The sequence below is a fragment of the Streptomyces sp. NPDC000410 genome (assembly GCF_040300305.1).
In the GTDB taxonomy this organism is placed as follows: domain Bacteria; phylum Actinomycetota; class Actinomycetes; order Streptomycetales; family Streptomycetaceae; genus Streptomyces.
This window is the reverse complement of record NZ_JBEPDM010000007.1, coordinates 69,785-95,759: the sequence shown is the minus strand read 5'-3', so window position 1 is coordinate 95,759 and position 25,975 is coordinate 69,785. Positions and strand designations below refer to the sequence as shown.

25 protein-coding genes are annotated in these 25,975 nt (G+C 71.4%); 10 read left to right on the top strand and 15 right to left on the bottom strand.

Going from position 1 to position 25,975, the window contains the following annotated elements; all coding sequences use genetic code 11:
* Positions 1-13: 13 nt before the first annotated feature.
* Positions 14-790: an ABC transporter permease subunit gene (locus ABT342_RS11515; protein ID WP_351570584.1), complete on the bottom strand. Its 777-nt coding sequence runs from the start codon at positions 788-790 to the stop codon at positions 14-16.
* Positions 787-1,701 carry an ABC transporter ATP-binding protein gene (locus ABT342_RS11510; RefSeq protein ID WP_351570581.1) on the bottom strand — a complete coding sequence of 305 codons (915 nt, stop codon included), beginning with the start codon at positions 1,699-1,701 and terminating at the stop codon, positions 787-789. The genes ABT342_RS11515 and ABT342_RS11510 overlap by 4 nt, the downstream gene beginning before the upstream one ends.
* 178 nt (positions 1,702-1,879) lie before the next feature.
* On the opposite strand from ABT342_RS11510, the gene ABT342_RS11505 reads away from it, so the two are divergent.
* Together ABT342_RS11505 and ABT342_RS11500 are read left to right on the top strand one after the other, a co-directional pair.
* Entirely contained in the window at positions 1,880-3,100 is a 1,221-nt protein-coding gene (locus ABT342_RS11505; protein WP_351570578.1) for a sensor histidine kinase, read from the top strand.
* The gene (locus ABT342_RS11500; RefSeq protein WP_351570575.1) at positions 3,097-3,831 is read left to right on the top strand and encodes a response regulator; all 735 of its coding nucleotides are present in this window, start codon (positions 3,097-3,099) and stop codon (positions 3,829-3,831) included. Before ABT342_RS11505 ends, ABT342_RS11500 begins: the two co-directional genes overlap by 4 nt.
* A gap of 65 nt (positions 3,832-3,896) precedes the next feature.
* On the opposite strand, the gene hisF is transcribed toward ABT342_RS11500, so the two are convergent.
* The 8 genes from hisF to hisD are packed head-to-tail and all read right to left on the bottom strand — an operon-like array spanning position 3,897 to position 9,661.
* Complete coding sequence (gene hisF, locus ABT342_RS11495; protein WP_351570572.1) at positions 3,897-4,652, bottom strand: imidazole glycerol phosphate synthase subunit HisF; 756 nt, start codon at positions 4,650-4,652, stop codon at positions 3,897-3,899.
* The gene (locus tag ABT342_RS11490; protein WP_351570569.1) at positions 4,649-5,068 is read right to left on the bottom strand and encodes a RidA family protein; all 420 of its coding nucleotides are present in this window, start codon (positions 5,066-5,068) and stop codon (positions 4,649-4,651) included. Before ABT342_RS11490 ends, hisF begins: the two co-directional genes overlap by 4 nt.
* A complete protein-coding gene (gene priA, locus ABT342_RS11485) occupies positions 5,065-5,790 on the bottom strand; it encodes a bifunctional 1-(5-phosphoribosyl)-5-((5-phosphoribosylamino)methylideneamino)imidazole-4-carboxamide isomerase/phosphoribosylanthranilate isomerase PriA (protein WP_351571001.1) in 726 nt (241 codons plus the stop codon). The genes ABT342_RS11490 and priA overlap by 4 nt, the downstream gene beginning before the upstream one ends.
* An 11-nt stretch (positions 5,791-5,801) precedes the next feature.
* Positions 5,802-6,443 (bottom strand): imidazole glycerol phosphate synthase subunit HisH, encoded by a 642-nt coding sequence (gene hisH / locus ABT342_RS11480; RefSeq protein WP_351570566.1) that lies wholly within the window; start codon positions 6,441-6,443, stop codon positions 5,802-5,804.
* Positions 6,440-6,604 carry a CG2302 family histidine operon protein gene (locus ABT342_RS11475; protein WP_351570563.1) on the bottom strand — a complete coding sequence of 55 codons (165 nt, stop codon included), beginning with the start codon at positions 6,602-6,604 and terminating at the stop codon, positions 6,440-6,442. Before ABT342_RS11475 ends, hisH begins: the two co-directional genes overlap by 4 nt.
* On the bottom strand, positions 6,601-7,194 hold the full coding sequence (hisB, locus tag ABT342_RS11470; RefSeq protein WP_351570561.1) for an imidazoleglycerol-phosphate dehydratase HisB: 594 nt from the start codon (positions 7,192-7,194) through the stop codon (positions 6,601-6,603). The genes ABT342_RS11475 and hisB overlap by 4 nt, the downstream gene beginning before the upstream one ends.
* Positions 7,191-8,309: a histidinol-phosphate transaminase gene (locus ABT342_RS11465; protein WP_351570559.1), complete on the bottom strand. Its 1,119-nt coding sequence runs from the start codon at positions 8,307-8,309 to the stop codon at positions 7,191-7,193. The genes hisB and ABT342_RS11465 overlap by 4 nt, the downstream gene beginning before the upstream one ends.
* Complete coding sequence (gene hisD / locus ABT342_RS11460) at positions 8,306-9,661, bottom strand: histidinol dehydrogenase (RefSeq protein WP_351570998.1); 1,356 nt, start codon at positions 9,659-9,661, stop codon at positions 8,306-8,308. The genes ABT342_RS11465 and hisD overlap by 4 nt, the downstream gene beginning before the upstream one ends.
* 240 nt (positions 9,662-9,901) lie before the next feature.
* Here hisD and ABT342_RS11455 point away from each other — a divergent pair, with 240 nt between their 5' ends.
* From ABT342_RS11455 to ybaK, 4 genes are all read left to right on the top strand, one after another.
* Entirely contained in the window at positions 9,902-11,482 is a 1,581-nt protein-coding gene (locus ABT342_RS11455) for an oxidoreductase (protein ID WP_502965515.1), read from the top strand.
* Positions 11,483-11,622: 140 nt separating this feature from the next.
* A complete protein-coding gene (locus ABT342_RS11450) occupies positions 11,623-12,729 on the top strand; it encodes a hypothetical protein (RefSeq protein ID WP_351570553.1) in 1,107 nt (368 codons plus the stop codon).
* A 5-nt stretch (positions 12,730-12,734) separates the two neighbouring features.
* Positions 12,735-13,475, top strand: coding sequence for an LON peptidase substrate-binding domain-containing protein (locus ABT342_RS11445; RefSeq protein ID WP_351570550.1), 741 nt, complete (start codon positions 12,735-12,737; stop codon positions 13,473-13,475).
* Between the two features lie 16 nt (positions 13,476-13,491).
* Positions 13,492-13,989: a Cys-tRNA(Pro) deacylase gene (gene ybaK / locus ABT342_RS11440; protein WP_351570547.1), complete on the top strand. Its 498-nt coding sequence runs from the start codon at positions 13,492-13,494 to the stop codon at positions 13,987-13,989.
* Between the two features lie 709 nt (positions 13,990-14,698).
* Here ybaK and ABT342_RS11435 read toward each other — a convergent pair.
* The 4 genes from ABT342_RS11435 to ABT342_RS11420 form a co-directional block, all read right to left on the bottom strand.
* On the bottom strand, positions 14,699-15,241 hold the full coding sequence (locus ABT342_RS11435) for an ABC transporter permease (RefSeq protein ID WP_351570544.1): 543 nt from the start codon (positions 15,239-15,241) through the stop codon (positions 14,699-14,701).
* Positions 15,242-15,374: 133 nt separating this feature from the next.
* A complete protein-coding gene (locus tag ABT342_RS11430; protein ID WP_351570995.1) occupies positions 15,375-16,193 on the bottom strand; it encodes an ABC transporter permease in 819 nt (272 codons plus the stop codon).
* 154 nt (positions 16,194-16,347) lie between these two features.
* Entirely contained in the window at positions 16,348-17,322 is a 975-nt protein-coding gene (locus ABT342_RS11425) for an ABC transporter ATP-binding protein (RefSeq protein ID WP_351570992.1), read from the bottom strand.
* Positions 17,323-17,359: 37 nt separating this feature from the next.
* Entirely contained in the window at positions 17,360-18,655 is a 1,296-nt protein-coding gene (locus ABT342_RS11420) for an NYN domain-containing protein (RefSeq protein WP_351570541.1), read from the bottom strand.
* Between the two features lie 222 nt (positions 18,656-18,877).
* Between ABT342_RS11420 and ABT342_RS11415 the strand changes: the two genes are divergently transcribed.
* Entirely contained in the window at positions 18,878-19,060 is a 183-nt protein-coding gene (locus tag ABT342_RS11415; RefSeq protein ID WP_351570538.1) for a hypothetical protein, read from the top strand.
* 91 nt (positions 19,061-19,151) lie between these two features.
* Here ABT342_RS11415 and dnaE read toward each other — a convergent pair whose 3' ends face one another.
* Entirely contained in the window at positions 19,152-22,694 is a 3,543-nt protein-coding gene (dnaE, locus tag ABT342_RS11410; RefSeq protein WP_351570535.1) for a DNA polymerase III subunit alpha, read from the bottom strand.
* Between the two features lie 214 nt (positions 22,695-22,908).
* Between dnaE and ABT342_RS11405 the strand changes: the two genes are divergently transcribed.
* The 3 genes from ABT342_RS11405 (at position 22,909) to ABT342_RS11395 (ending at position 25,905) form a co-directional block, all read left to right on the top strand.
* Positions 22,909-24,258, top strand: a complete 1,350-nt coding sequence (locus ABT342_RS11405; protein WP_351570532.1) for a DUF2252 domain-containing protein — start codon at positions 22,909-22,911, stop codon at positions 24,256-24,258.
* A gap of 93 nt (positions 24,259-24,351) precedes the next feature.
* A complete protein-coding gene (locus tag ABT342_RS11400) occupies positions 24,352-25,038 on the top strand; it encodes a hypothetical protein (RefSeq protein ID WP_351570529.1) in 687 nt (228 codons plus the stop codon).
* 54 nt (positions 25,039-25,092) lie between these two features.
* Entirely contained in the window at positions 25,093-25,905 is an 813-nt protein-coding gene (locus ABT342_RS11395) for a DsbA family protein (RefSeq protein ID WP_351570526.1), read from the top strand.
* The last annotated feature ends 70 nt before the right edge of the window (positions 25,906-25,975 follow it).

Genomic DNA, 25,975 nt, shown 5'->3' with positions numbered 1-25,975 from the left:
CCGCCCGGGGGCGTCAGGCGTCGCGGCGGGAGAGCGCGAGGTGGCCGCAGGCGAGGGCGGCGGCGGTCCATGCCACCAGGATCGCCAGCGCTCCCCATGGGCCGTAGTCGTGGCCGAACCGCGGGTCGCCCTGCGTGCTGACGGCCCGCATGAGCACCATGCCGGCCTGGTCGGGGAAGTACTGCAGGACGGGCTTCAGCGCCGGGATGTTCCCGAGTCCCTGGGATCCGAGGAAGAGCAGCGGGAGCAGGATGCCCAGCGAGACCGCGGAGCTGCGCAGCAGCATCGCCACTCCCATGGAGAACACGCAGATGAGCGTGAGGTAGACGCAGGCGCCCACGATGGCGGGCGGTACCCCGTCCGCGCCGAACGTGGTGGCGTGGGGCCCGAGTGCCGCCTGTGCCGCGGCGAACGTGACGATCACGGTGATCACCGAGACGCCGAGGGCCACCGACGCGCCCGCCAGCACCTTTCCGCCGAAGAACGCACCGCGCCGTGGCACGGCCGCCAGCGAGGCCCGGATCGTTCCGGAGGAGTACTCGGAGCCGACGAGGAGCACCCCGAACGCCACGAGAGCGAGCTGTCCGATCGTCAGGGGGTACAGCCCGGCGAAGACCGGGTCGAAGTTCACGACACGGTCGATGTCGGCGCGGAGGCTCAATGCCACCAGAATGCCGAGACCGGGGCTGAGGACGCAGGTCAGCCCCAGGGTCCAGGCCGTCGACGGCACGGTCCGGATCTTGGTCCATTCGGCCGCGAGGATCGCCCGCGCGAAGGTCAGGTTCCTCATCGCCGCCCCTCCTCGCTCCGGTGCTCCACGAACCCCCCGGTGAGCCGCATGAAGGCCTCTTCGAGCGAGGCCGTACGCCGTGCCACCTCGTGCACGGTCACCCCGTGCGCCGCGACGAGCTCGCCGATCCGCTCCGGTCCGGTCCCGGCGGCCTCCAGGCTGCCGTCGTCCCCCTGTTCGACCCGGATCCCCGCGTCGGCCAGCACATCGCGCAGCCGCTCGGGCTCAGGGGTACGGACGCGTACGCGAGGTCGCGTGTGGCGGTCGATGAACTCGGCGGTGCCGGTGTCCGCGAGCAGCCGCCCGCGGCCGATGACGACGAGGTGGTCGACGGTCAGCGCCGCCTCGCTCATCAGGTGGCTGGAGACGAGGACCGTCCGGCCCTCGGCCGCCAGGTGCTTCATGAGGCGGCGGATCCAGAGGATGCCCTCCGGGTCGAGCCCGTTGACCGGCTCGTCGAGCAGCAGCACCCGGGGGTCGCCCAGCAGCGCGGCGGCGATGCCCAGCCGCTGGCCCATGCCCAGGGAGAACTTCCCCGCGCGCTTGTCCGCCGCGCTCTGCAGACCGGTCTGCTCGATGACCTCACCGACCCGGCGCTCGGGGATCCGGTTGCTGCGCGCCAGCCAGCGCAGATGGGCACGGGCCGTCCGGGCCCCGTGCACGGACCCGGCGTCCAGCAGCGCGCCCACGGTGCGCAGCGGCTCGCGAAGCCGCCGGTAGGGCAGGCCGTCGATGCGGACCTCGCCGCTGGTCGGCCGGTCCAGGTCCAGCATCATGCGCATCGTGGTGGACTTGCCCGCGCCGTTCGGCCCGAGGAAGCCGGTCACACGGCCGGGACGCACCTGGAAGGACAGCCCCTCGACGGCGGTGGTCCGCCCGAAACGCTTGGTCAGTTCGCAGACTTCGATCATGCCGATGACGATCCCGCGCGGCAGGGCCCGGCGCATCGGACCCGGGCGGGAGCGGGTCGGGTCCGCCCACGGGTGGAGCGGTGCCGCGCGAACGGCCCGCGGATCCGTCCCGGGGATGAGACGCCGGGACGCCGGGAGGTGGAGGCGGTGGCACGCCCGCTGCGGATACCGTCGTGCGGTGGACACAGGAACGGTGGACGACCGACACCCGATCCTCGCCCGGCGGTTGAGCGGGCGTCAGCTGATCGTGCTGGATGGTGCCGCCGTGCTCGTGTACGTGGCCGTGCTGCTGTTGACCGGATCCACCGCGACCGCGCCGACGGCCACGCCCGTGCCCGAACCGCCGTCCGGCGAACCGCCGCAGTGGGAACAGTTCGCGCTGCTGGCCGCGGCCACCGTGCCGATCGCCGTCCGCCGGATCCGGCCGCTGCCGGTGTTCGCCGTCGTGGCCGTCGTGACCGCGGTGGCCGTGGCCCGGGAGGCGGTGTGGGACCCGTTGCTCCCGGCCGCCTTCGCGCTCTACACGGTCGCGCTCACCGCTGCGCCGCGCCGCTGGTGGGAGCGGTGGCTCCCAGGCCTCGCGATCGCGCTGTTCTGCGTGGCCGGTGCCGTGGGTGCGGTCGGCGCCGAGCAGCCGCACGGGCGGACGGGCGGCCTCGGCCTGCTCCTGCTCGGCTGCGCGGCGCTGCTCGGGGCATGGGAGTTGGGGCACGCCGTCCGGCAGCGGCGCGCGTACGCGGTCCGTGCGGCCGAGAACCTCGCGCAGCGGGCCGTCACCGAGGAGCGGCTGCGCATCGCCCGCGAGCTGCACGATGTGGTCACCCACGGCATGGGGCTGATCGCGGTCAAGGCGGGCGTCGCCAATCACGTCGTACGCACGCGCCCCGAAGAGGCCCACGCCGCGCTGCGCGTCATCGAGGGCATCAGCCGCGACGCACTCGCCGACATGCGGCGGATGCTCGGCGTGCTGCGCTCCGACACGGACGGCGAGCGCCTGCCGCCGGCCGCGCTCGGCCCCGTGCCGGGCCCCCGCGCCCTGCCCGGACTGGCGGAGCGGGCGGGGGCCGAACTGTCGATGCGCGGTGTGGATCGGCTGCCGGACGGTGTGGGGCTCGCCGTCCACCGGATCGTCCAGGAGGCACTCACCAATGTGGTCAAACACGCGCCCCGGGGCACCCGTTGCCGGGTTCTGGTCGAAGCCAACGGGTACGAGGTGCGCATCGAGGTGACCGACGACGGACGCCGCCCCGCGGGACCGGCGCTGCCCGGACCCGGTGGCCACGGCATCATCGGAATGCGGGAGCGGGTCGCGATGTACGGCGGGACCTTCGCCGCGGGACCGCGTCCTGAGGGCGGTTTCGTGGTGGCCGCCACCTTGCCCTACAAGGAGGGCCGATGAGCGGCGACGCCCACGTTCCGAACGGCCCGGCCTCCGGTCCCGCGCCCGCCGTCCGGGTTCTGCTCGCCGACGACCAGGCGCTGCTGCGCGGCAGCCTGCGCGTCCTGGTGGACGCCGAGCCCGGACTGGTCGCCACCGCGGAGGCCGCGACCGGCGCGGAAGCGGTACGGCTCGCCCGCCAGGACCCGCCGGACGTCGTCCTGATGGACGTACGGATGCCCGATATGGACGGCATCGAGGCGACCCGGCACATCTGCGGCTCACCGGAGACGGCGAGCACGCGGGTGCTCATCCTGACGATGTTCGACCTGGACGACTACGTGTACGCGGCGCTGCGCGCCGGTGCCAGCGGCTTCCTGCTCAAGGACACTCCGCCGGGTGAGCTGCTGGCCGCCCTCCGCGTCATCGCCGCGGGCGAGGCGCTGCTGGCCCCGGCCGTGACCCGGCGTCTGATCACGGAGTTCGCCAGCCGCCCCGAGTCCTCCCGGCGGCTCGGCCGGGCCCTGGACGGCGTGACCGGGCGGGAGCGGGAGGTACTCACGCTCGTCGCCCGCGGTCTGTCCAACACCGAGATCGCCGAGCGGCTGTACCTGGGGGTGGCGACCGTGAAGACGCATGTGAGCCATCTGCTCAGCAAGCTCGGCGCCCGCGACCGCGCGCAGTTGGTGATCTGCGCCTACGAGAGCGGCCTCGTCGAGGCCGCGCGGCCGTGGGCCCCGGGCGGTCCGTGAAGCCGACGCGGGCGTGGTGCCCGGGCGGTCCGACAAGGCGGTCCCGCCCGGGCGACAGGCCGTGACTACCGAACGGGATGCCCTGCCCCGCGCAGGGTCTCCTTCACCTGGCCGATGCGCAGGTCACCGAAGTGGAACACCGAGGCCGCCAGCACCGCGTCCGCTCCCGCCGCGATCGCCGGCGGGAAGTCCGCGAGCTTGCCCGCGCCGCCGGAGGCGATGACCGGGACCGTGACGTGCCCCCGGACGGCCGCGATCATCTCCGTGTCGTAGCCGTCCTTCGTGCCGTCCGCGTCCATCGAGTTGAGCAGGATCTCGCCCGCGCCCAGCTCGGCGGCCCGGTGCGCCCATTCGACGGCGTCGATACCGGTGCCGCGGCGGCCGCCGTGGGTGGTGACCTCGAAGGAACCGGCCGGGGTGCGGCGGGCGTCGACCGACAGGACCAGCACCTGGCGGCCGAAGCGCTCGGCGATCTCGCGGATCAGCTCGGGGCGGGCGATGGCCGCCGTGTTGACGCCGACCTTGTCGGCGCCGGCCCGCAGCAGCTTGTCGACGTCGTCGGCGCTGCGCACGCCGCCGCCGACGGTGAGCGGGATGAAGACCTGCTCGGCGGTGCGGCGCACCACGTCGTAGGTCGTCTCGCGGTCACCGGACGACGCCGTGATGTCGAGGAAGGTGAGCTCGTCGGCGCCCTCGGCGTCGTACAGCTTGGCCATCTCGACCGGGTCGCCGGCGTCCCGCAGGTTCTGGAAGTTGACCCCCTTGACCACGCGGCCGTTGTCCACGTCCAGGCAGGGGATGACTCGTACGGCGAGTGTCATGCGGACTCTCCGTTCTTTCCGTTCTCTCCGACGGGGCGGAGCGCCTCGACCTCGACCTCCACGACCAGGCGTGGGTCCACGAAGCCGGAGACGATGATCATCGAAGCGGCGGGCCGGACCGCGTCGAACAGCTCCTTGTGCGCGCGGCCGACCTCGTCGACGTCGCGGGCATGGGTGATGTACGTCCGGGTGCGTACGACGTGCTCCACGCCGAGGCCGAGCTCCTTCAGCGCGCCGAGGGCGGCGTTGAAGGAGTTGATGGCCTGGTCGTAGGGGCCGCCGTCGACGAAGGCGCCGTCGATCACCGACGTACAGCCGGAGACCAGGACCAGGCCGTTCGGCAGCTCCACGGCCCGGGAGCAGCCGAAGGCCTCCTCCCAGGGGCCGCCGGAGGTGACGCGGCGTACGTCGGTCATCGGGAGACTGCCTCCAGGGCCTCTTCCAGAGTGAACGCCTTGGCGTACAGCGCCTTGCCGACGATGGCGCCCTCGACGCCCTGCGGGACCAGTTCGGCGATCGCGCGGAGGTCGTCGAGCGAGGACACACCGCCGGAGGCGACGACGGGCTTGTCGGTGGCGGCGCACACGTTCCGCAGCAGCTCCAGGTTGGGGCCCTGGAGGGTGCCGTCCTTGGCGATGTCGGTGACGACGTAACGGGCGCAGCCCTCGGAGTCGAGGCGGGCCAGGGTCTCGTAGAGGTCGCCGCCGTCACGGGTCCAGCCGCGGCCGCGCAGGGTGGTGCCGCGTACGTCGAGACCGACGGCGATCTTGTCGCCGTGCTCGGCGATGATCTTCGCGACCCACTCGGGGGTCTCCAGGGCGGCGGTGCCGAGGTTGACGCGGGTGCAGCCGGTGGCGAGGGCGGCGGCGAGGGTCTCGTCGTCGCGGATACCGCCGGACAGCTCGACCTTGATGTCCATGGCCCGGGTGACCTCGGCGATGAGCGCACGGTTGTCGCCGGTGCCGAACGCGGCGTCCAGGTCGACCAGGTGGAGCCACTCGGCGCCCGAACGCTGCCACGCGAGGGCGGCCTCCAGCGGGGAGCCGTACGACGTCTCCGTACCGGACTCGCCGTGGACGAGGCGGACGGCCTGGCCGTCGCGGACGTCGACGGCGGGGAGGAGTTCGAGCTTGGCCATAACCTTCGCCATTACAGAGTGCCAATCCAGTTGGTGAGGAGCTGGGCGCCGGCGTCGCCGGACTTCTCGGGGTGGAACTGGGTCGCCCACAGCGCGCCGTTCTCGACGGCGGCGACGAACGGCTCGCCGTGTGTCGCCCAGGTGACCTTGGGGGCGCGCATCGCGGGGTTGGTGATCTCCAGGGACCACTCGTGCACGGCGTAGGAGTGCACGAAGTAGTAGCGGGCGTCGGCGTCGAGGCCGGCGAACAGCTCGCTGTCCTCGGGGGCCTTGACCGTGTTCCACCCCATGTGGGGGACGATCGGGGCCTTGAGCGGGGCGACGGTGCCGGGCCACTCGTCGAGGCCGTCCGTCTCCACGCCGTGCTCGATGCCGTGCGCGAAGAGGATCTGCATGCCGACGCAGATGCCCATGACCGGGCGGCCGCCGGAGAGCCGGCGGTCGACGATCCAGTGCCCGCGGGCCTCCTTCAGCCCGTCCATGCAGGCGGAGAAGGCGCCGACGCCGGGGACGAGGAGCCCGTCGGCGTTCATGGCCGTGTCGAAGTCACGGGTGATCTCGACGTCCGCGCCGACGCGGGCGAGGGCCCGCTCGGCGGAGCGGACGTTGCCGAAGCCGTAGTCGAAGACCACGACCTTCTTGCGCTCGGTCATGACCACACGTCCAGCCGTAGGACGCCGGCGACGAGACACATCGCGGCGCCGATGGAGAGCAGCACGATCAGGCCCTTGGGCTGCTTCTGCTTGACGAACGAGATGATGCCGCCGACCAGGAAGAACCCGACGACGATCAGGATCGTGGAGAGGCCGTTCACAGCGCACCCTTCGTGGAAGGCAGGATTCCGGCCGCGCGCGGGTCGCGCTCGGAGGCGTAGCGCAGGGCGCGGGCGAGCGCCTTGAACTGGCACTCCACGATGTGGTGGGCGTTGCGCCCGTACGGGACGTGGACGTGCAGCGCGATCTGCGCCTGGGCGACGAACGACTCCAGGATGTGCCGGGTCATCGTCGTGTCGTAGGCGCCGATCATCGGGGCCATGTTCTCCGGCTCGGTGTGCACGAGGTACGGGCGGCCGGAGAGGTCGACGGTGACCTGCGCGAGCGACTCGTCCAGCGGGACCGTGCAGTTGCCGAAGCGGTAGATCCCGACCTTGTCGCCGAGCGCCTGCTTGAAGGCGGCGCCGAGCGCGAGGGCGGTGTCCTCGATGGTGTGGTGGCTGTCGATGTGCAGGTCGCCGTCGGTCTTGACGGTGAGGTCGAACAGACCGTGGCGGCCGAGCTGGTCGAGCATGTGGTCGTAGAAACCGACCCCGGTCGACACGTCGACCTTTCCGGTGCCGTCGAGGTTGATCTCGACGACGACGGAGGTCTCCTTGGTGGTGCGTTCGACTCTTCCTACGCGGCTCATGCGCTCTGCTCCTTCTTGATCGCGCGAACCGCATCGAGGAACGCGTCGTTCTCTTCTGGGGTGCCGGCGGTGACTCGCAGCCAGCCCGGTACGCCGTTGTCACGGACGAGGACGCCCCGGTCGAGGATCTTCTGCCAGGTGCCGTGCGTGTCCTCGAACCGGCCGAACTGGATGAAGTTGGCGTCGGATTCGGTCACTTCGTAGCCGATCGCACGCAGCTCGGCGACCAGCCGGTCCCGCTCCGCCTTGAGCTGCTCGACGTACCCGAGCAGCGTGTCGGTGTGCTCCAGGGCGGCGAGTGCCGTGGCCTGGGTGACGGCGGAGAGGTGGTACGGCAGGCGTACGAGCTGGACGGCGTCGACCACCGCCCGGTGCGCGGCGAGATAGCCGAGGCGCAGCCCCGCCGCGCCGAACGCCTTGGACATCGTCCGGGAGACGACCAGGTTCGGCCGGCCCTCGATCAGCGGCAGCAGCGAGTCGCGGTGGCTGAATTCGACGTACGCCTCGTCGACCACGACCAGCGAGGGCTTCGCGGCCTGGGCGGCCTCGTACAGGGCGAGGACCGTCTCCGCGTCGACCGCCGTGCCGGTGGGGTTGTTGGGGGAGGTGATGAAGACGACGTCGGGGCGGTGCTCGGCGATGGCCCGCGTGGCCGCCTCGGTGTCGATCGTGAAGTCGTCGCGGCGCGGGCCGGAGATCCAGTGCGTGCCGGTGCCGCGCGCGATCAGGGCGTGCATCGAGTACGACGGCTCGAAGCCGATGGCGCTGCGGCCCGGCCCGCCGAAGGTCTGCAGCAGCTGCTGGATGACCTCGTTGGAGCCGTTGGCCGCCCAGACGTTCTCGACGGCGACCGGGTGCTTACCGGTGCGGGTGAGGTACTTGGCGAGCTCCGTGCGCAGCTCGACCGCGTCCCGGTCGGGGTAGCGGTTGAGGCCGCGCGCGGCTTCCCGTACCCGCTCGGCGATCCGCTCGACGAGCGGCTCGGGCAGCGGGTAGGGGTTCTCGTTGGTGTTGAGCTGTACGGGGACGTCGAGCTGGGGCGCGCCGTACGGGGACTTGCCGCGCAGCTCGTCGCGGATGGGGAGATCGTCGATGCCGACGTTGCTCGTGCTCACTTGCTGTCGGGTACCTTCCAGCCGAACCTTGCCTTGAGCGCGGCGCCGTGCGCCGGGAGGTCCTCGGCCTCCGCCAGGGTCACCACGTGGTGGGTGACCTCGGCCAGCGCGTCCCGCGTGTAGTCGACGATGTGGATGCCGCGCAGGAAGGACTGGACGGACAGACCGGAGGAGTGGCAGGCGCAGCCGCCGGTGGGCAGCACGTGGTTGGAGCCCGCGCAGTAGTCGCCGAGGGAGACCGGCGCCCACGGGCCGACGAAGATCGCGCCCGCGTTGCGGACCCGGTCGGCGACGGCCGCCGCGTCGGCGGTCTGGATCTCCAGGTGCTCGGCGCCGTACGCGTCGACGACCCGCAGGCCCTCCTCCAGGCCGTCCACGAGGACGATGGCCGACTGCCTGCCGGAGAGGGCCGGGACGATCCGGTCCTCGACGTGCTTGGTGGCGGCGACCTGCGGCCGGAGCTCCCGCTCGACCGCGTCCGCCAGCTCGACGGAGTCGGTGACCAGGACGGCGGCGGCCAGCGGGTCGTGCTCGGCCTGGCTGATCAGGTCGGCCGCGACGTGCACCGGGTCGGCGGTGGTGTCGGCGAGGACCGCGATCTCGGTCGGGCCGGCCTCGGTGTCGATGCCGATCCGGCCGGTGAAGTAGCGCTTGGCGGCGGCGACCCAGATGTTGCCGGGGCCGGTCACCATGTTGGCGGGGGCGCATTCGTCGGTGCCGTACGCGAACATCGCGACGGCCTGGGCGCCTCCGGCGGCGTACACCTCGTCCACGCCGAGGAGCGCGCACGCGGCGAGGATCGTCGGGTGCGGCAGGCCCCCGGCTGCATCTCCTTCAAAACGGGGCTTCTGCGGCGGGGACGCGAGCGCGATGGACCCGACGCCCGCCTCCTGCGCCGGAACCGCGTTCATGATCACGGAGGACGGGTAGACGGAGCGTCCGCCCGGCGCGTACAGACCGACGCGCTCGACGGGGACCCACTTCTCGGTGACCGTGCCGCCGGGCACGACCTGGGTGGTGTGCGGGGCACGGCGCTGCTCGCGGTGGACGATCCGGGCGCGCCTGATCGACTCCTCGAGAGCCGCCCGGACGGCCGGGTCGAGCTCGGCCAGGGCCTTCTCCAGGGCCTCGGCCGGCACCCGGATCTGCTCCAGGGTGACTCCGTCGAACTTCTCCGCGTACTCGATCAGCGCCGCCGTGCCGCGATGGTGCACGTCCTCGCAGATGGGCCGCACCTTGTCCAGGGCGGCTTCCACGTCGAACTCGGCGCGGGGCAGCAGGTCGCGCAGAGCGCCGCCCTCGGGGAGGGCGTCGCCGCGCAGGTCGATTCGAGCCAGAGAGAGAGTTTGCAGCACGTATCAATTCTCTCAGACCGTTCACGAGCACCGGTCGCCTGTATCACTGGCTGATACTCCCACCCGTCTCCCGACCACCACCCCTCATCGAGCCGCTGCGCGCCGCCCCTCTGGTTCCACAAGTGATTCATGACCACTAGCGTTCAGTCCGTTACTCAGCGGGAAGAACTGCAGTACGAACCGGGAAGCGAGGGGGCGGCCTTGACCGAGCCGCAGGGTGTCGGCGTGGGCGTCGACATGCCCGACGATCTCACCACACCTGAGCTGGACCTCTGGACAGCCTTCGAGAGTGGGAGGACATGCGACCTCAGCGACACCAATCCGCTGCTGAACGATCCTTTCTCCAACCAGACCTGGGGCCCTGAGCGCAGCGTGCGCGCCCATGTGGTCGCCCATCTGCTGCTGCACGGGCCCGCCCCGCGCCCCGGCCGGGTCTGCGCGCTGAAGCTGCGCGGGGCGTACATCACCGGGAAGCTCACGCTCGCCGGCGGCACCATCTCGCCGTACGTCGAGCTGAACGGCTGTCGTTTCGAGAACGAGGTGAAGCTGCCGGAGGCGCACTTCACGACCGTGCGCATGGTCGAGTGCGCCATCCCCCGTCTGGAGGCGGCACGGCTGCACACCGAGGGAGACCTGCATCTGCCGCGCTGCCGGGTGGAGCGCGGGATCCGGCTCACGGACGCCCAGATCGGCACGGATCTGCTGATCAACCAGATCAGGGTCGGCCCGGACCTGCGCGGCCGGGCGATCGCCGCCGACGGGCTGTCCGTGGCGCAGGACCTCCAGGCCGAGCTGATCGAGACGCACGGCGAGGTCAGCATGCGCGGCGCGAAGATCGGCGTGTCGCTGAGCCTGCGCGGCAGCCGGCTGCGGGCGGTGGCGGGGCGGCGCGCGCTGAACGCCCCGCAGCTGACCGTGGAGCGCACGCTGTACATGACGCGGGCGTGGGTGACCGTGGCCGGTGATCAGGGGACCACTCCCCCGTTCGGGATCTCCAACGCCGCGGGTGGGCGCGCCGGGACGCGGGAGCAGCGCTTCGAGTGCCACGGCGGGGTGCGTCTCGACGACGGCCGGTTCGGCGACGCGGTCGACTTCCACAAGGCGCGCTTCGTGCTGTCCGACGACCGCAAGGAGGAACTGTCGCTGCGCCGGATCGTCACACCGGAGCTGCGTTTCAACGGGGAGCGACCGGAGGAGGGGCGCGTCGTGCTGAACGGCGCGAAGGTCGTCACGCTGATCGACCTGTCGTCGAGCTGGCCGGGGCCCGGCGGTCTCGCGATGGGCGGTTTCGTGTACGAGAACCTCGTCCCGTACAGCCGCTTCCCGCTCGCGCGGCGGCTGGAGTGGGTGGCGGCGGCGACTCCCGAGTACGCGCCGGAGCCGTACGAACGGCTGGCGTCGGTGCTGCGCAGCAGCGGCGAGGACGCGGACGCGCGCGAGGTTCTGCTCGCCAAACAGCGACGCCGCCGGGAGACGCTGCCGCTGGCCGCGAAGTCGTGGGGCTATCTCCAGGACTGGATCGTAGCGTACGGCTACCGGCCGGGGCGGGCGGCGCTGTGGATGGCGGTGCTGTGGGCGGCGGGAGCGCTGGCGTTCTCCCGCCACGACCCCGCGGCGATCAAGCCGGACGAGCATCCGCACTGGAACCCGTCGCTGTTCGCCCTGGACCTGCTGCTGCCGGTGATCAACCTCGGCCAGGACGGCTACTGGCGGCTGGAGGGCCGCTGGCAATGGGCGGCGGCCGCGCTGATCCTGCTCGGCTGGATCCTCGCCACGACGGTCGCGGCGGGCGCGTCACGGATGCTGCGCCGAGGCTGACGGATCTCCACGAGGGGGGCGCCCGCACCCCCTCGTCACCCACTCCTTTGCGGTTTCTTGACCTCTACCAGGACAACCATTCCACCTGCTACCAAAACTTCACAGATGCCCCCTGGCGCCGCCCCCACCTGCGGTTTTCAATGGTCCGCACCATGTCTCTGCTCCGTGCTCTGATCAGCACCGCCCGCATGGTCCGGCACACCCCGCGGCTCGCCGACGGGCTGCCGCCGGACGGCGAGGTGCTGCTCGACGCGCCCGACGACCGGCTCGGACCCGCGCTCGTCGCCGCCGCACTCGGCGACCACGGGCCCGCAGCGAAGCTGCTCGCCACCACGCGCGAGACGGCCGAGTGGGAGAACCGCGACCGGTACGTGACGCGCCTCGCGGCCTTCGCGTACGGCCGGGGCGACTGGCTGGACGACTGGCTCGCCACGGCGCCCGGCGACGCCGACGCCCTGCTGGTGAGGGCCGAGCTCGCGATGCGCAGGGCCTGGGAGTCGCCCGCGCGCGCCGAGCGGCTGCGCGAGGTCGGCCCGCTGATCGAGGCCGCGGCCGAGGCCGGCCCGCGCGATCCGGTGCCGTGGCGGCTCGCCCTGGACCACGCTCGCGGCACCCACGCCACGCACACCACCTTCGAGTCGCTGTGGGAGCAGGCCGTGCGCCGCTCCTCGCACCACTTCGGCGCGCATGTCGCGGCGCTCCAGTACCTGTCCGCGGTCTGCTGCGCCCGGTGGGGGGACACGCCGCACACGCCCGGCGACTCGCACCGCGAGTGCTTCGACTTCGCCGAGCGGGCCGCCGAGGACGCGCTCCCCGGCTCGCTCGTCCAGGCGCTGCCCGTGCGGGCCGCGTTCGACCGGCTGCTGACCGGCGGCCCCGGCTCCGTGGCGGCCGACCGCGTCGACGCCGCCGCGGATCGCGCGATCGCGCTGTCCGCCGCGTACCGGCCGACCGATCCGTGGCCCGCCGAGGTCCGCAACCTGCTGGTGTACGTCCTGATCGCGCGGGGCCGCTGGGCCGAGGCCCTGGAGCAGTTCCGGCTGACCGGCCCGTACGCGACGTCCTTCCCGTGGAGCTGTCTGACGGACGATCCGCTCGGCCGTTTCCTGGAGGCGCGCGACGGCGTACGGATCGAGATCGCCGCGTCGATGCCGCTGCGCCCGGCACGACAGAGCTTCCTGAACCGCCCAAACCGGGCGAACCGCGGCCGGGCCGGACAGAGCCGTTCCGGCGGCCATTACGCTTGACCGCTGTGACCACCGCTCGCCTGCCACTCTTCCCGCTCAACGCGGTGCTGTTCCCTGGCCTCGTGCTGCCGCTGAACGTCTTCGAGGAGCGGTATCGCGCCATGATGCGCGAGTTGCTGAAGGCCGACGAGTCGCAGCCGCGCCGATTCGCCGTGGTCGCCATCCGCGACGGCCGCGAAGTCGCACCGACCGCCCCCGGAATGCCGGATCAGACGGCCCTGCCCGAGAAGGGCCCGGCGGCCGGTTTCGGCCCGGACCCGATCCAGGCGTTCCACCGGGTCGGCTGCATCGCGGACGCCGCGACGATCCGGGAGCGCTCGGACGGCAGCTTCGAGGTGCTGGCCACGGGAACGAGCCGGGTGAAACTGCTCTCCGTCGACGCGAGCGGCTCCTTCCTGACCGCCGAACTCGAAGAGATCCCGGAGGAGTCGGGGGACGGGGCGGGGGCGCTCGCCGAAGGTGTCCTGCGGGCGTTCCGCAACTACCAGAAGCGGCTGGCGGGTGCGCGGGAGCGTTCGCTGGCCACCGGTGCGGAGCTGCCGGACGAGCCGTCGGTGGTGTCGTACCTGGTGGCGGCCGCGGCCGTCCTGGACACCCCGGCCAAGCAGCGGCTGCTTCAGGCGCCGGACACCGCGACCCGGCTGCGTGAGGAGCTGAAGCTGCTGCGCGCGGAGACCGCGGTGCTGCGGCATCTCCCGTCGCTGCCCGCGGTCGATCTGACGCGCGCGCCGACGAGCCCCAACTGAACCGAGGACGTGGATCGTGGCGAAGAAGAAGCAGCAGGGCGGGGGCGGCACCCCGGCGACGGTGGCGCTGACGGCCGCGGGCACGGCGTTCACCGTCCACGCGTACGAGCACGACCCGGCGTCCGCGTCGTACGGCGAGGAGGCCGCCGAGGCCCTCGGCGTCTCCCCCGACCGGGTCTTCAAGACGCTCGTCGCGGACGTGGACGGCGAGCTGACCGTGGCGGTCGTCCCGGTCGCCGGACAGCTCGACCTCAAGGCCCTGGCCTCGGCCGTGGGCGGCAAGCGGGCGGCGATGGCCGACCCGGCGGCGGCGGAGCGCACCACGGGCTATGTGCGGGGCGGCATCTCACCGCTCGGCCAGCGCAAGCGGCTGCGGACGGTCCTCGACGCGTCGGCCTCCGGGCACCCGACGATCTGCGTCTCGGCCGGCCGCCGCGGCTTGGAGGTCGAACTCGCCCCGACCGATCTGGCGACGCTCACGGGCGCGGTGCTGGCCCCGATCGGGCGCGCGTAACCGTTCCTGGGGACTGAGTCCCGCTCAGCCGCACGCCCCGAACGGTCTTGGGCGCACCGGTCCCCGGCGTACTCGACCCCGGGGCGGTGACACGCATCCTGTGCGTGGTCTGGGCCCGGGAGGCCAGATCCCTCACGACCTGGCCATGGTGGGTACGGCCAGAGGCGACGGGGAGGCCCCGAACCATCTCGCTGGTGGAGCGGGGCCCCGCACTCCCCCAGCTACCGCTGGGAGGTGCCCCCAGGCGCCGTACCCGGCGTCCCAGATCGCACGATCACCGTAGCCCGAACAGCCCGGATCGACGCAAGCCCGAAGGTCGACCATCACACGATCGAGCTCATCGTCCTCGTGCACGCTCCCCAACGAGCAGCCGACAACCCCTCGACGGGGGTCGGGTTCTCGGCTACGACCGAAGGACACGCCGATGCCCGATCGGCCGACTGCTCGATGCGAGGGGCCGGATGTCGAAGAGGACCCGCAAGCGCAAGTGGCGTCTGAGGAAGGGCCGCGCGAACCACGGACGCCGACCGGCGTAACGCGGCGGCGGGGAGGCGCGGGTCGGCGGGACACGTGGGTCGAATGGGCCCGCCACCCTGCGGAACGCTCAGGTTGGCTATGCCGCCACCCGGCGGACGCACCAGCTGGCTCGGCCCGCCACCCGGCGGAGTGGGTGGCTCAGCTCGGCCCGCCACCCGGCGGAGTGGGTGGCTCAGCTCGGCCCGCCGCCCAGCGGAGGCTGCGGACCGGGCATGGGCCATTCCGGTTCCGGATCGCGCGGGCCGAAGAGGGCCGTCAGGGCGAGGTGCACCAGCATCGCGGCGACGGGCCAGGCGAGCAGCGCTGCGTACGAGTGCAGCTCCAGTGGTCCCTCGAACGTGCTGCCGGGGTCCGCGGCGCGGGCCTGCGCGATCACATCGGCCTCGGACGGGCCGATCAGCACCGCCACACCCCAGGCCAGTGCCGAGGCGAGCAGTCCGCCCAGCGCGAGGCCGATGACCAGCGCGACCCCGCCGCGGCGCCGGATCCAGAACACCGCGGCGGCGCTGAGTACGCCGAAGCCCACGGCCAGCAGCGCGAAGGTGGCGTCCGCGCCGGCCGCCTGCTCGCCCGCGGCGTCGTCGGCGAAGAGCGCGGTCTCGGTGGAGACCCACGGCACGCGGGGCGCCAGCCAGAGCCACAGCAGTCCGAGTGCGATGCCCGAGAGCGCCACGGCCGCCATGGTGATGGCGGCGTGCCGCAGGTCCGTCTTCATGTCCGGCCCTTCTCCGTCCGGATACGGAGGGACGGGGTACGGGTTCCAGGGCGCGCTGTGCGGCGAAGGCTGGTGAGGCGGCGTCAGGGGTGCGGTCACCCTGCCATCGTGCCAAACGTCGCCCTCACACGCCTCACCGGACCGCGGCCCTCCGGTACGCCCAGGTGGCGACGGCCAGCGAGACGACACCCACGACCGCGCAGACCGCGAGGTCGAGCGCGACGATCGACCACCTGGGGTGGGCCTGGAAGGTGTGGGCGAGGGCCTCGACGCCGTAGGTGGAGGGGAGGAGGTCGCGGGCGTACGCGATCGGGCCGGGCAGCCGGCCGGCCGGGAGGACGCCCAGCAGCAGCGCGGCGGACATGCCCAACTGGCCGAGCAGTGTGGCGATTTCCTGGCGGGGCGCGAGCAGCCCGAGGGCGGCGCCGAACCCGGCGAGCGCGGCGCCCGCGAGCGGGATCACGGCCGCGAGCACCCACAGATGCGTCAGCGGCAGCCCGAAGAGCACCGAGCCGACGACCGCGGTCACGATCGTCCCGGGCACGGTGAAGGAGGCGTACGCCCCCGCCGCGCCGAGCACCACCGCCGCGGGCGGCACGGGCAGGGTGGCGTAGTGGTCGAGGCCGCCGCCGGCCCTGAGCTGCCCGAAGTACTGGGCGAGCAGGTTGAGCGCGACGAACGCGACCACGAGCACGGACGATCCGGCGACGACGGCCCGAGCCTCGGCTCCACCGTCGACCACGCCGCGCATCAGCACCATGATCCCGACGGACTGGAACGTCGCCACGAACAGCAACGGGATCCGGGCCACCCGCGCCCGCGACAACTGGGCCCGGTACACGGCCGCGAGCGCGGGCAGCACGCGCGCACGCGGCGCGAGCGGATACTCCCCGCTCCCCGAGCGCTCCTCCCGCGCCCCCCGCCCGCTCGCGGACGCGGCCTCCACCGGCATGGTGCTCACCTGGCGCTGCTCCTGTTCCGTATGTACGGCCTCACTGTGCCACGGCCTCCATCCGGCACCCGCCCCGGACAGCGGGCACGCAAGCCCGCCGGCGGCGCCGACGAGCGCGGCGCTGACCGGACGGTGCGGGAACGAACGTCGGCGGTCACGCCTTCACCAGGCCCTTCGTGGCGTGGCCGCCGAGAGACAGGTAGACGTCCTCGAGGCTGGGCGTGGCCAGGGTGAAGTCGTCCAGGGCCGCGAAGGCCGCGCCGCCGGTCACCGCGGCGACGGCCGCGCGGGCGTCGTCGGGGGCCAGGCGGAGGGTCCAGCGGCGACCGGACTCCTGGGCGGAGGCGCGTAGGGCGGCGACCTCCGGGACGTCCAGCGGTGCGCGGTCGCGCCAGACGAGTTCGACGCGGACCTCGCCCGCGACGCGCTCCTTGAGCCCGGCCGGGGTGTCGCAGGCGATGACACGGCCGCGCTCCAGCACGGCGACGCGGTCGAGGACGGTCTCGGCCTCGATGACGTTGTGGGTGACGAGGAGCACCGTCGCCCCGTGCTCGGCGCGGCGCCGGTCCACCGCGGCCCAGACGGCGCGGCGCGCGACCGGGTCCATTCCGGTGGTGGGCTCGTCCAGCACCAGGAGCGGCCGCTCACCGACCAGCGTGGCGGCGAAACACGCGAGACGCCGCTGGCCGCCCGAGAGCTTCTTCAGGGGACGCCCGGCCAGCCCGGCCAGCCCCAGCTCCTCCAGTACGGCGTCGCGCTCCGCCCGCGCCTCCCGTACCCCGAGCCCCCGCAGCCGACCCGTCGTCTCGGCCGCGAGCGCCACGGTCAGCTCGTCGAGCGCGGTGGATTCCTGGCCGAGGTAGCCGATGAGGCGGGCCGCGCGCTCGGGGTGGCGTACGAGATCGTGGCCGAGGATCTCGACGGCGCCGGAGTCGGGGCGCATCAGACCGGTGAGCTGACGGACCAGGGTGGACTTGCCCGCGCCGTTGGGGCCGAGCAGGCCGAAGATCTCACCGCCCCGGACCTGGAGCGAGATCCCGTCGGTGGCGCGTACCTCGGGGCTCGCGGCCACCCCCCGCCGGGCACGCGCGGCAGGGTACGTCTTGACCAGATCCCGCACCACGCACACCGTACTCACGAGGGACGAGCCTACGGGGTCCGCCGGGCTACTCCGGCGCGGGGGCGTGTTCGGCGGCGGCCCGGACATCGATCTCGCGCCAGAATCCCGCCCGGATCGCATAGCGGTCGTGCTCGTCGATCTGGTCGTCCTTGTGCGCCAGGAGTCCGAACCGGGCCGCGTATCTCAGCAGTTCGCCGTCGATGCGGTGCGGGATGCGCGGGTACATCGTGGACAGCTTCTGCACGTGCGAGGGGTCCGGCAGCCGTTCCATCCAGCGCCGCGCGAAGACCTGACCGACCTCGAAGGGGTCACCGCCGACCGTGGTGATGTCCTCCTCCCGGTCGGCCCAGCGCTGCTCGGCGCTGGTGAGCTGGGCGAGGGTGGGCAGGGACGCGGTCTCCGGCGGCTCTCCCAGCGCGCCGTTGCCGCCGCCCGGGCGCTCGATCCAGCCCTTGTCCGACGACCACCGGAGGGTCGCCCCCACCGGCTGCCGGTCGGCCGGCGGCACGGGGCCGCGCAGGCCGGCCAGGTCCTTCGGGGTGGGCACCCCCTTGATCCCGGGACTGCCGGGGCCGGCGGCCGCGGCGGCCGCGGCCACCCCGTTCTCCGGGGCGGTCCGCGCGGCCTCGGCCGGTGTCCCGTTGCGTACGTGCGCCGCCGTACGGTCCGCCTCCGCCCGCTCGGCCGCCGCCGTGGCGGCGAGCGCGGACTCGGGCAGTGGTGCGGACAGGATCGCCGCGATCTCGGGGCGCGGCGCGGGCGGCGGGGCGCAGATGCCGGTGAGTTCCTTCGCGCGTACGGCCCGGGTGATCCAGACCCGGTCGAGGACGCGCCGCTCGTCGGCCTCGGCGACCAGGTCCTCCGACTGGTTGTAGTCGCCGTCGGCGGCCTGCACCGCCCAGAGGTGGACGGCCACGCCGTGTTCCTTCGCGGACATCAGCCCCGGCAGCAGATCGCCGTCGCCGGTCACGAGCACGACATCGGAGCAGGCACGGTTCCTGGCCAGCTCGGTGAGCTCGGCGTGCATCGCGGCGTCGACGCCCTTCTGCGCCCAGCGGCCGTCGCTGCGGGTCAGCGCTCCGAGCCGGACGGTCACCCGGGGCATGACCCGCAGCCGCCGGTGTTCCGGCTGGGGTACGCGGTCGGGGGCGCCGTCGAACCAGTAGATGCGCAGCAGCGGACGTTCCGTATCGGCCTCGGCGCGATCCCGCAGGCCCTGGATGAGGGCGGCGTGATCGACGGTGATCCGGGAACGGGCGGGCTCCCCGGCAAGGAGACTCGCGGCGGCGCCCAGCAGATAGCCGGCGTCCACCAGGACGACGCAGCGGTCCACGTGTTCCACCCTCTTTCGGGAACCTCGGGATCGGACGTGCTTCGGGTTTCCTTCGAGTCTGCCCGACAGCCGGGAGGTTAACGGCCGGAACTCGATCACCGGCGTGGCGGATCGTGAAGCGGCACCCTAGCAGCGCCTCGTTACTCACCGCAATGATCCGAAATGCGATGTTTGTACGGGTGTGTGAGTCTGATGGCGGCCCTGGCCCCTAGATCCCCCAGGAGGCAGACCATGGCCAAGAACAAAAATCGCAAGCAGGGCGGCGGTCAGCCGCAGCGCGCGTCCGCGGCGGAGCGCGGTTCCGAGCAGGCCAAGACGACCGCGTACGAGTCCCAGTCGCGACCGCAGACCCAGGCACAGGGCAGCCCCGCCGATGTTGCCCGTAAGCACCAGCGGCGCTTCGGTCACAACTGACGGCAGCCGCCGGCCGGGCCTTCGGCCACGCAGAAGGGGCGCACCCGCTGAGGACGGGTGCGCCCCTTCTGCGTGCCGTGATGCCGTGCGCTCAGCCGGCCAGGCAGGACGGGCCGAGGAGCACCTTCAGATCGCCGAAGAGCGCGGGATCCGGCTGCACCCGATGCCGGTCGAGGCGCAGCACCGTGGTCTTGCGGGCGCCCTGGAGCTTGATCCGCACCTCCGTGTTGCCCCTGTGGTGACCGAGGATCTCGCCGAGGCGGCTGACCATGGGCGGGGTGACCTTCACCGTGGGGATGGTGATCACCACGGGTGCGTTGGTGCCCGCCGATGACAGGTCGGGGACCATCAGCTCCATCGCGACGAGGCGCGGGACGTCCTCGCGCTTGTCGAGGCGTCCCTTGACGAAGACGACCGTGTCCTCGACGAGCTGGGTGGACACCAGCTGGTACGTCGCCGGGAAGAACATGCACTCGATCGAACCGGCCAGGTCCTCCACGGTGGCGATCGCCCACGCGTTGCCCTGCTTGGTCATCTTGCGCTGCAGGCCCGAGATGATGCCGCCGATGGTGACGACCGCGCCGTCCGCGTGCTCGCCTCCGGTGAGCTGGGAGATTCCGGCGTCCGTCTTGTCGGACAGGACGTGCTCCAGGCCGAAGAGCGGGTGGTCGGACACGTAGAGGCCGAGCATCTCGCGCTCCTGCGCGAGCAGATACGACTTCTCCCACTCGACGTCGGAGAACTCGACGTCGAGTCCGAAGCCGGGCTCGTCGCTCGCCTCGTCGCCCATCCCGCCGAAGAGGTCGAACTGCCCCTCGGCCTCCTTGCGCTTGACCGCCACCACGTTGTCGATCATGGGCTCGTGCTGGGCGACCAGGCCCTTGCGGGTGTGGCCCATCTCGTCGTAGGCGCCGGCCTTGATGAGCGACTCGATGGTCCGCTTGTTGCAGACGACCGCCTCGACCTTGTCGAGGAAGTCGGGGAAGGACGTGTACTTCCCCTTGGCCTTGCGGGACCTGATGATCGACTCGACGACGTTCGTACCGACGTTGCGGACGGCGGAGAGGCCGAAGAGGATCACGTCGTCGCCCTGGGCGGCGAAGTTCGACTCGGACTCGTTGACGTTGGGCGGCAGGACCTTGATGCCCATGCGGCGGCACTCGTTCAGATAGACGGCCGACTTGTCCTTGTCGTCCTTCACCGAGGTGAGCAGCGCCGCCATGTACTCGGCCGGGTAGTTGGCCTTGAGGTACGCGGTCCAGTAGGTGACCAGCCCGTACGCCGAGGAGTGCGCCTTGTTGAAGGCGTATCCGGCGAACGGCACCAGGACGTCCCACAGGGCCTGGATCGCCGCGTCGGAGAAGCCGTTCTTACGGGCACCCGCCTGGAAGATGGAGAAGTTCTTCGCCAGTTCTTCCGGCTTCTTCTTGCCCATCACGCGGCGCAGGATGTCGGCCTCGCCGAGCGAGTAGCCGGCGATGATCTGGGCGGCCTTCTGCACCTGCTCCTGGTACACGATGAGCCCGTAGGTGAGGCCCAGGGTCTCCTTGAGCGGCTCCTCCAGCTCCGGGTGGATCGGGGTGATCTCCTGGCGGCCGTTCTTGCGCTCGGCGTAGTTCGTGTGCGAGTTCATGCCCATCGGGCCCGGCCGGTAGAGGGCCGAGACGGCGGAAATGTCCTCGAAGTTGTCGGGCTGCATCTGGCGCAGCAGCGAGCGCATCGGGCCGCCGTCGAACTGGAAGACGCCGAGCGTGTCACCGCGGCAGAGCAGTTCGTACGTCTTGGGGTCGTCCAGCGGCAGGGCGAGCATCTCCAGGTCGATGCCCTTGTTGGCCTTCACCATCTTGACGGCGTCGTCCATGATGGTGAGGTTGCGCAGGCCCAGGAAGTCCATCTTGATCAGGCCGAGGGACTCGCACTGCGGGTAGTCCCACTGCGTGATGGTCACGCCGTCCGTGTGCCGCACCCAGATCGGGGCATGGTCGACGATGGGCTCGCTGGACATGATCACGCCGGCCGCGTGCACACCCATCTGCCGGACCAGGCCCTCGACGCCCTTGGCGGTGTCGATGACCTTCTTGACGTCCGGCTCGTTCTCGTACATCCCCCGGATCTCGCCCGCCTCGTTGTAGCGGGGGTGGGAGGGGTCGGTGATGCCGCTGAGGTCGATGCCCTTGCCGAGGACGTCGGCGGGCATGGCCTTGGTGAGGCGGTCTCCCATCGCGTACGGGTAGCCCAGCACGCGCGCGGAGTCCTTGATCGCGTTCTTGGCCTTGATCTTGCCGTACGTGCCGATCATGGCGACCTTGTCGGCGCCGTACTTCTCGGTCACGTACCTGATCACTTCGACGCGCCTGCGCTCGTCGAAGTCGATGTCGACGTCGGGCATGGAGACGCGCTCGGGGTTGAGGAAGCGCTCGAAGATCAGCCCGTGCTCGATCGGGTCGAGGTCGGTGATGCCCATGGCGTACGCGACGATCGAGCCCGCGGCGGAACCACGGCCGGGGCCCACCGCGATGCCGTTGTTCTTCGCCCACATGATGAAGTCGGCGACCACGAGGAAGTAGCCCGGGAACCCCATCTGGATGATGACGTCCATCTCGTAGTCCGCCTGCTTCTGGCGGTCCTCGGGCACGCCACCGGGGTAGCGGCGGTTCATGCCGCGCCGCACTTCCTCCTTGAACCAGGTGACGTTCGTGTAGCCCTCTTCGGGGATGTCGAACTTCGGCATGAGGTCGCGCTTCTCGAACATGCCGGTGGTGTCGATCTGCTCGGCGACCAGCAGGGTGTTGCTGCAGCCCTCCTGCCAGGCGTCCGAGGAGTCGATCGCGTACATCTCGTCGGTCGACTTCAGGTAGTAGCCGGTGCCGTCGAACTTGAAGCGGTCGGGGTCCGAGAGGTTCTTGCCGGTCTGGATGCACAGCAGGGCGTCGTGGGCGCCCGCCTCGTGGGCGTATGTGTAGTGCGAGTCGTTGGTGACCAGCGGCGGGATGCCGAGCTTCTTGCCGATCTCCAGGAGGCCGTCGCGGACGCGGCGCTCGATCTCGATGCCGTGGTCCATCAGCTCCAGGAAGTACCGGTCCTTGCCGAAGATGTCCTGGTACTCGGACGCCGACTTGAGGGCCTCGTCGAACTGGCCGAGGCGCAGCCGGGTCTGGAGCTCACCGGAAGGACAGCCGGTGGAGGCGATCAGCCCCTCGGACCACTGGGCGATGGTCTCCTTGTCCATACGGGGCCACTTCTGCAGCCAGCCCTCGGCGTAGGCGTCGGACGACAGCCGGAAGAGGTTGTGCAGGCCCGTCCTGTTCGCCGCCCAGATCGTCTTGTGGGTGTAACCACCCGAACCGGAGACGTCGTCGCGCTTCTGGTGCGGCTGGCCCCACTGGATCTTCCGCTTGTTGCGCCGGGACTCCGGGGCGACGTACGCCTCGATACCGATGATCGGGGTGACTCCGGCGTTCTTCGCGGAGTGGAAGAAGTCATAGGCGCCGTGAAGATTGCCATGGTCGCTCATGGCGATGTGCGTCATGCCCATCTCGTTGCAGGCATTGAACATGTCCTTGAGCCGCGCGGCACCGTCCAGCAGCGAGTACTGGGTGTGGACGTGGAGGTGCGTAAAGGGCGGCTTGGTCACGGCTGAAGGCCTCCGGCTGCAGTTTTCGGGGGACGCCCCCGGACCCCGCACGTGGGGGCCGGCGACAGGCTGCGGACAGTCTGGGGGGACAGCGTGGAAGTCTACGACCCCGGACCGACAATCGCGGGGCACTCCCGAGTACGGTCGCGCGTTGAGCGGGGCGGAACACCTGTCCTATTTGTCATGTACCGCTTGCACCAGGAGGCACCCAGCGATGTCGGTCCACCAGCCCTCGGCTTCCGGCCCGGCCGGCGAGCGCGGCGAGGAGATCCTCGCCGTCTTCGACACCGCCTTCGGCGAGCTCCTGGCCGCCGACCCGGCCGCGTTCCGGGTGAAGTTCCGCAAGATGGCGGGCTCGGCCTTCGCCTTCTACCGGGGCACGGCGTGCCTCTTCTACGCCGACCTGGAGCGTGAGCAGAACAGCGGTCCGTACCTGGACGAGCGCACGAGCCGGGTGTGGATCCACGGCGATCTCCACGCCGAGAACTTCGGCACATACATGGACGCGAACGGGCGGCTGATCTTCAACGTCAACGACTTCGACGAGGCGTACGTCGGCCCCTTCATCTGGGACGTCAAGCGGCTCTCCGCCTCCCTCGCGCTGATCGGCTACACGAAGGCGCTCAGCGACCGGCAGATCACCGAGCTGGTGCGGACCTACGCCGCCGCCTACCGCGAGCGCATCCATGCCCTGGCGACCGGCGCCAAGGACAGTGATCTCGGCGAACTGCCGCCCTTCACGCTGGACACCGCCGAGGGCCCGCTGCTGGAGGCGCTGCGCAGCGCCCGTGCGCTGACCCGCTTCGGGCTGCTGGAGTCGATGACCGAGATCCGTGACTTCGAGCGGCGTTTCAAGGAGGGCGGCGGCTCCATCGAGCTGGACGCGGCGACGCGGTACAAGGTGCTGGCGGCCTTCGACGGCTATCTGGAGACCCTGCCCGAGTCGAGTCTCACCCGCCCCGACTCGTACCGGGTGAAGGACGTGGTCGGGCGGCGCGGCATAGGCATCGGGTCGGCCGGTCTGCCCTCGTACAACATCCTCCTGGAGGGCAACAGCGACGCGCTCGAGAACGACGTCGTGATCTATATGAAGCAGGCGCAGACCCCGGCGGTGTCCCGGCACATCACCGACGCGCGGGTGCGCGGCTACTTCCAGCACGAGGGGCACCGCACGGTGATCTCCCAGCGGGCGCTCCAGGACCACGCCGACCCGTGGCTGGGCTGGACCGAGCTGAACGGGGCCGGCCAGCTGGTCGCCGAGGTCTCGCCGTACGCCGTGGATCTGGACTGGTCGGACATCGACGACCCGGAGGAGATCGCGGCGACCGTCGCCGACCTCGGCCGGGCGACGGCCACGATGCACGCGGCGGCGGACGACGAGAGCGGCCACTCGCTGGTGCCCTTCTCCACCGAGCGGGCCATCGACGCGGCGATCGCGGCGGACGAGGACGGCTTCGGGGAGCTGCTGGTGGACTTCGCGCACAGCTACGGGGCGCGGGCGCGGGCGGACCACCAGATCTTCGTGGACCTCTTCCGCAACGGCCGGATTCCGGGTCTTCGATAAGGATCGGTAAGGAACGGAGCGGGATTCCGGTGAGGCTTGATCCGCACCTCTCTTAGGACCCGCTTACGGCGGTCCATGGCACACTCCTGGGCGATGGACATATCAGGGACGCGGCTGAGAGGGCTGCGGGCAGCGATCTTCACGGCGGTCGTCGTGACGCTGTCCGTGGCCTCCCACGTGCTGCTGTCCCAGGTGCCGCTGCCGCTGCTGACCGTCGGCGCCGTCGCCGCCGGGGTGTTCGTGATCGCGTACGCCCTGTCCGGCCGCGAGCGCGGCTTCGGGCCGATAGCCGCCGTGCTCGTCCCGCTGGAGCTGGCGGCGGACACCGTCCTCACCAGCGGGCAGCACGTCTGTTACGGCGCCGCGGGCGGACCGGTCGCCGGTTCGCTGCGGGCGGTCGGTGTGGACGTGCTGTGCGGTGGCGGTGCCGTGGGCGCCCCGCTGCCCGGTGTGGCCCGCGCCGACGGCCGGATGGCCGAGCTGCTGAACTCCCCCGACCCGTCCGTGCCCTGGCTGCTGCTCGCCGCACACGTGTCGGTCGGCCTGCTCGCCGCGGTCTGGCTGCGGCACGGCGAGGCGGCGCTCGCGGGCCTGCTGCGGGCGGTGGCGGCGTTCGCGTTCCGGCCGCTGCTGATCGCCGTGGCCGCCGTCGGTGCGGCCGTCGGCCCCCTGCGCCGCGCGGCCCTGCCCACCGGCCGGCCGCGCTCCGGGCGCGCCCGGCTTCTCGTGCACTCCGTGGGACGGAGGGGACCGCCGCTCCAGGCTCTCGCTCTCAGCTGAGACCTGCGACCGGACCGTCCCCATCCGAACCACTGATACACGGAGTAAACGATCATGAGTGCACGCAACAGCCAGGCCAACAAGGCGGCCGCCCGCGAGCGGCTGCGCGCGGAGCGCGAGCGCCAGGCCAAGAAGGACAAGGCCAAGCGGCAGATCATCGTCGCCGCCTCGATCGTCGGCGTACTGGCCGCGGCGGGCGGTGTCGGCTACCTGATCATGCAGGCCAACAAGCCCACCGCCTGGGAGGCTGCCAAGAACGCCAAGGTGGTGCAGCCGAAGAACACCGAGGGCGAGAACGGCACGACCGTCGTCGTCGGCAAGCCGGCCGCGAAGAAGACCCTGGAGCTGTTCGAGGACTCGCGCTGCCCGGTCTGCGCCACGTTCGAGCAGGCGGTCGGCGAGACGATCAAGAAGGACGTCGACGCCGGCAAGTACAAGATCAAGTACGTCGGTGCGACCTTCATCGACAACGCCACCAACGGCGAGGGTTCGAAGAACGCCCTGTCCGCGCTGGGGGCGGCGCTCAACGTGAGCCCCGAGGCCTTCATCGAGTACAAGGCGGCCCTGTACTCCACGAGGTTCCACCCGGTCGAGTCCGACGACAAGTTCGCCAATGACGACTACCTGATCGAGGTGGCGGACTCGGTGCCCGCCCTGAAGAACAACACGGCCTTCGAGAAGGCCGTCAAGGACGGCACGTACGACGCCTGGGCGCTGAAGATGTCCGAGTCCTTCGACGAGAGCGGCGTCAAGGGCACGCCGACGCTGAAGATGGACGGCAAGAAGGTCACCGCCGAGGGCAGCGACAACGCGCCGATGACGGCGGACGAGTTCAACGCCGCGATCAGCAAGGCCCTCAAGGGGTAACCGCCACACGGCGCTTTACGGACGGGTGGGCGAACTTTACTGGTTCGCCCACCCGTTCGCTTTACTGGTC

Bases quoted from the DNA above. Each gene is read 5' to 3' on its own strand.
- ABT342_RS11515 (WP_351570584.1), bottom strand. From the start codon at position 790: ATGAGGAACCTGACCTTCGCGCGGGCGATCCTCGCGGCCGAATGGACC.
- ABT342_RS11510 (WP_351570581.1), bottom strand. From the start codon at position 1,701: ATGATCGAAGTCTGCGAACTGACCAAGCGTTTCGGGCGGACCACCGCC.
- ABT342_RS11500 (WP_351570575.1), top strand. From the start codon at position 3,097: ATGAGCGGCGACGCCCACGTTCCGAACGGCCCGGCCTCCGGTCCCGCG.
- hisF (WP_351570572.1), bottom strand. From the start codon at position 4,652: ATGACACTCGCCGTACGAGTCATCCCCTGCCTGGACGTGGACAACGGC.
- ABT342_RS11490 (WP_351570569.1), bottom strand. From the start codon at position 5,068: ATGACCGACGTACGCCGCGTCACCTCCGGCGGCCCCTGGGAGGAGGCC.
- priA (WP_351571001.1), bottom strand. From the start codon at position 5,790: ATGGCCAAGCTCGAACTCCTCCCCGCCGTCGACGTCCGCGACGGCCAG.
- hisH (WP_351570566.1), bottom strand. From the start codon at position 6,443: ATGACCGAGCGCAAGAAGGTCGTGGTCTTCGACTACGGCTTCGGCAAC.
- hisB (WP_351570561.1), bottom strand. From the start codon at position 7,194: ATGAGCCGCGTAGGAAGAGTCGAACGCACCACCAAGGAGACCTCCGTC.
- ABT342_RS11455 (WP_502965515.1), top strand. From the start codon at position 9,902: ATGCCCGACGATCTCACCACACCTGAGCTGGACCTCTGGACAGCCTTC.
- ABT342_RS11450 (WP_351570553.1), top strand. From the start codon at position 11,623: ATGGTCCGCACCATGTCTCTGCTCCGTGCTCTGATCAGCACCGCCCGC.
- ABT342_RS11435 (WP_351570544.1), bottom strand. From the start codon at position 15,241: ATGAAGACGGACCTGCGGCACGCCGCCATCACCATGGCGGCCGTGGCG.
- ABT342_RS11430 (WP_351570995.1), bottom strand. From the start codon at position 16,193: ATGCCGGTGGAGGCCGCGTCCGCGAGCGGGCGGGGGGCGCGGGAGGAG.
- ABT342_RS11415 (WP_351570538.1), top strand. From the start codon at position 18,878: ATGGCCAAGAACAAAAATCGCAAGCAGGGCGGCGGTCAGCCGCAGCGC.
- ABT342_RS11405 (WP_351570532.1), top strand. From the start codon at position 22,909: ATGTCGGTCCACCAGCCCTCGGCTTCCGGCCCGGCCGGCGAGCGCGGC.
- ABT342_RS11400 (WP_351570529.1), top strand. From the start codon at position 24,352: ATGGACATATCAGGGACGCGGCTGAGAGGGCTGCGGGCAGCGATCTTC.
- ABT342_RS11395 (WP_351570526.1), top strand. From the start codon at position 25,093: ATGAGTGCACGCAACAGCCAGGCCAACAAGGCGGCCGCCCGCGAGCGG.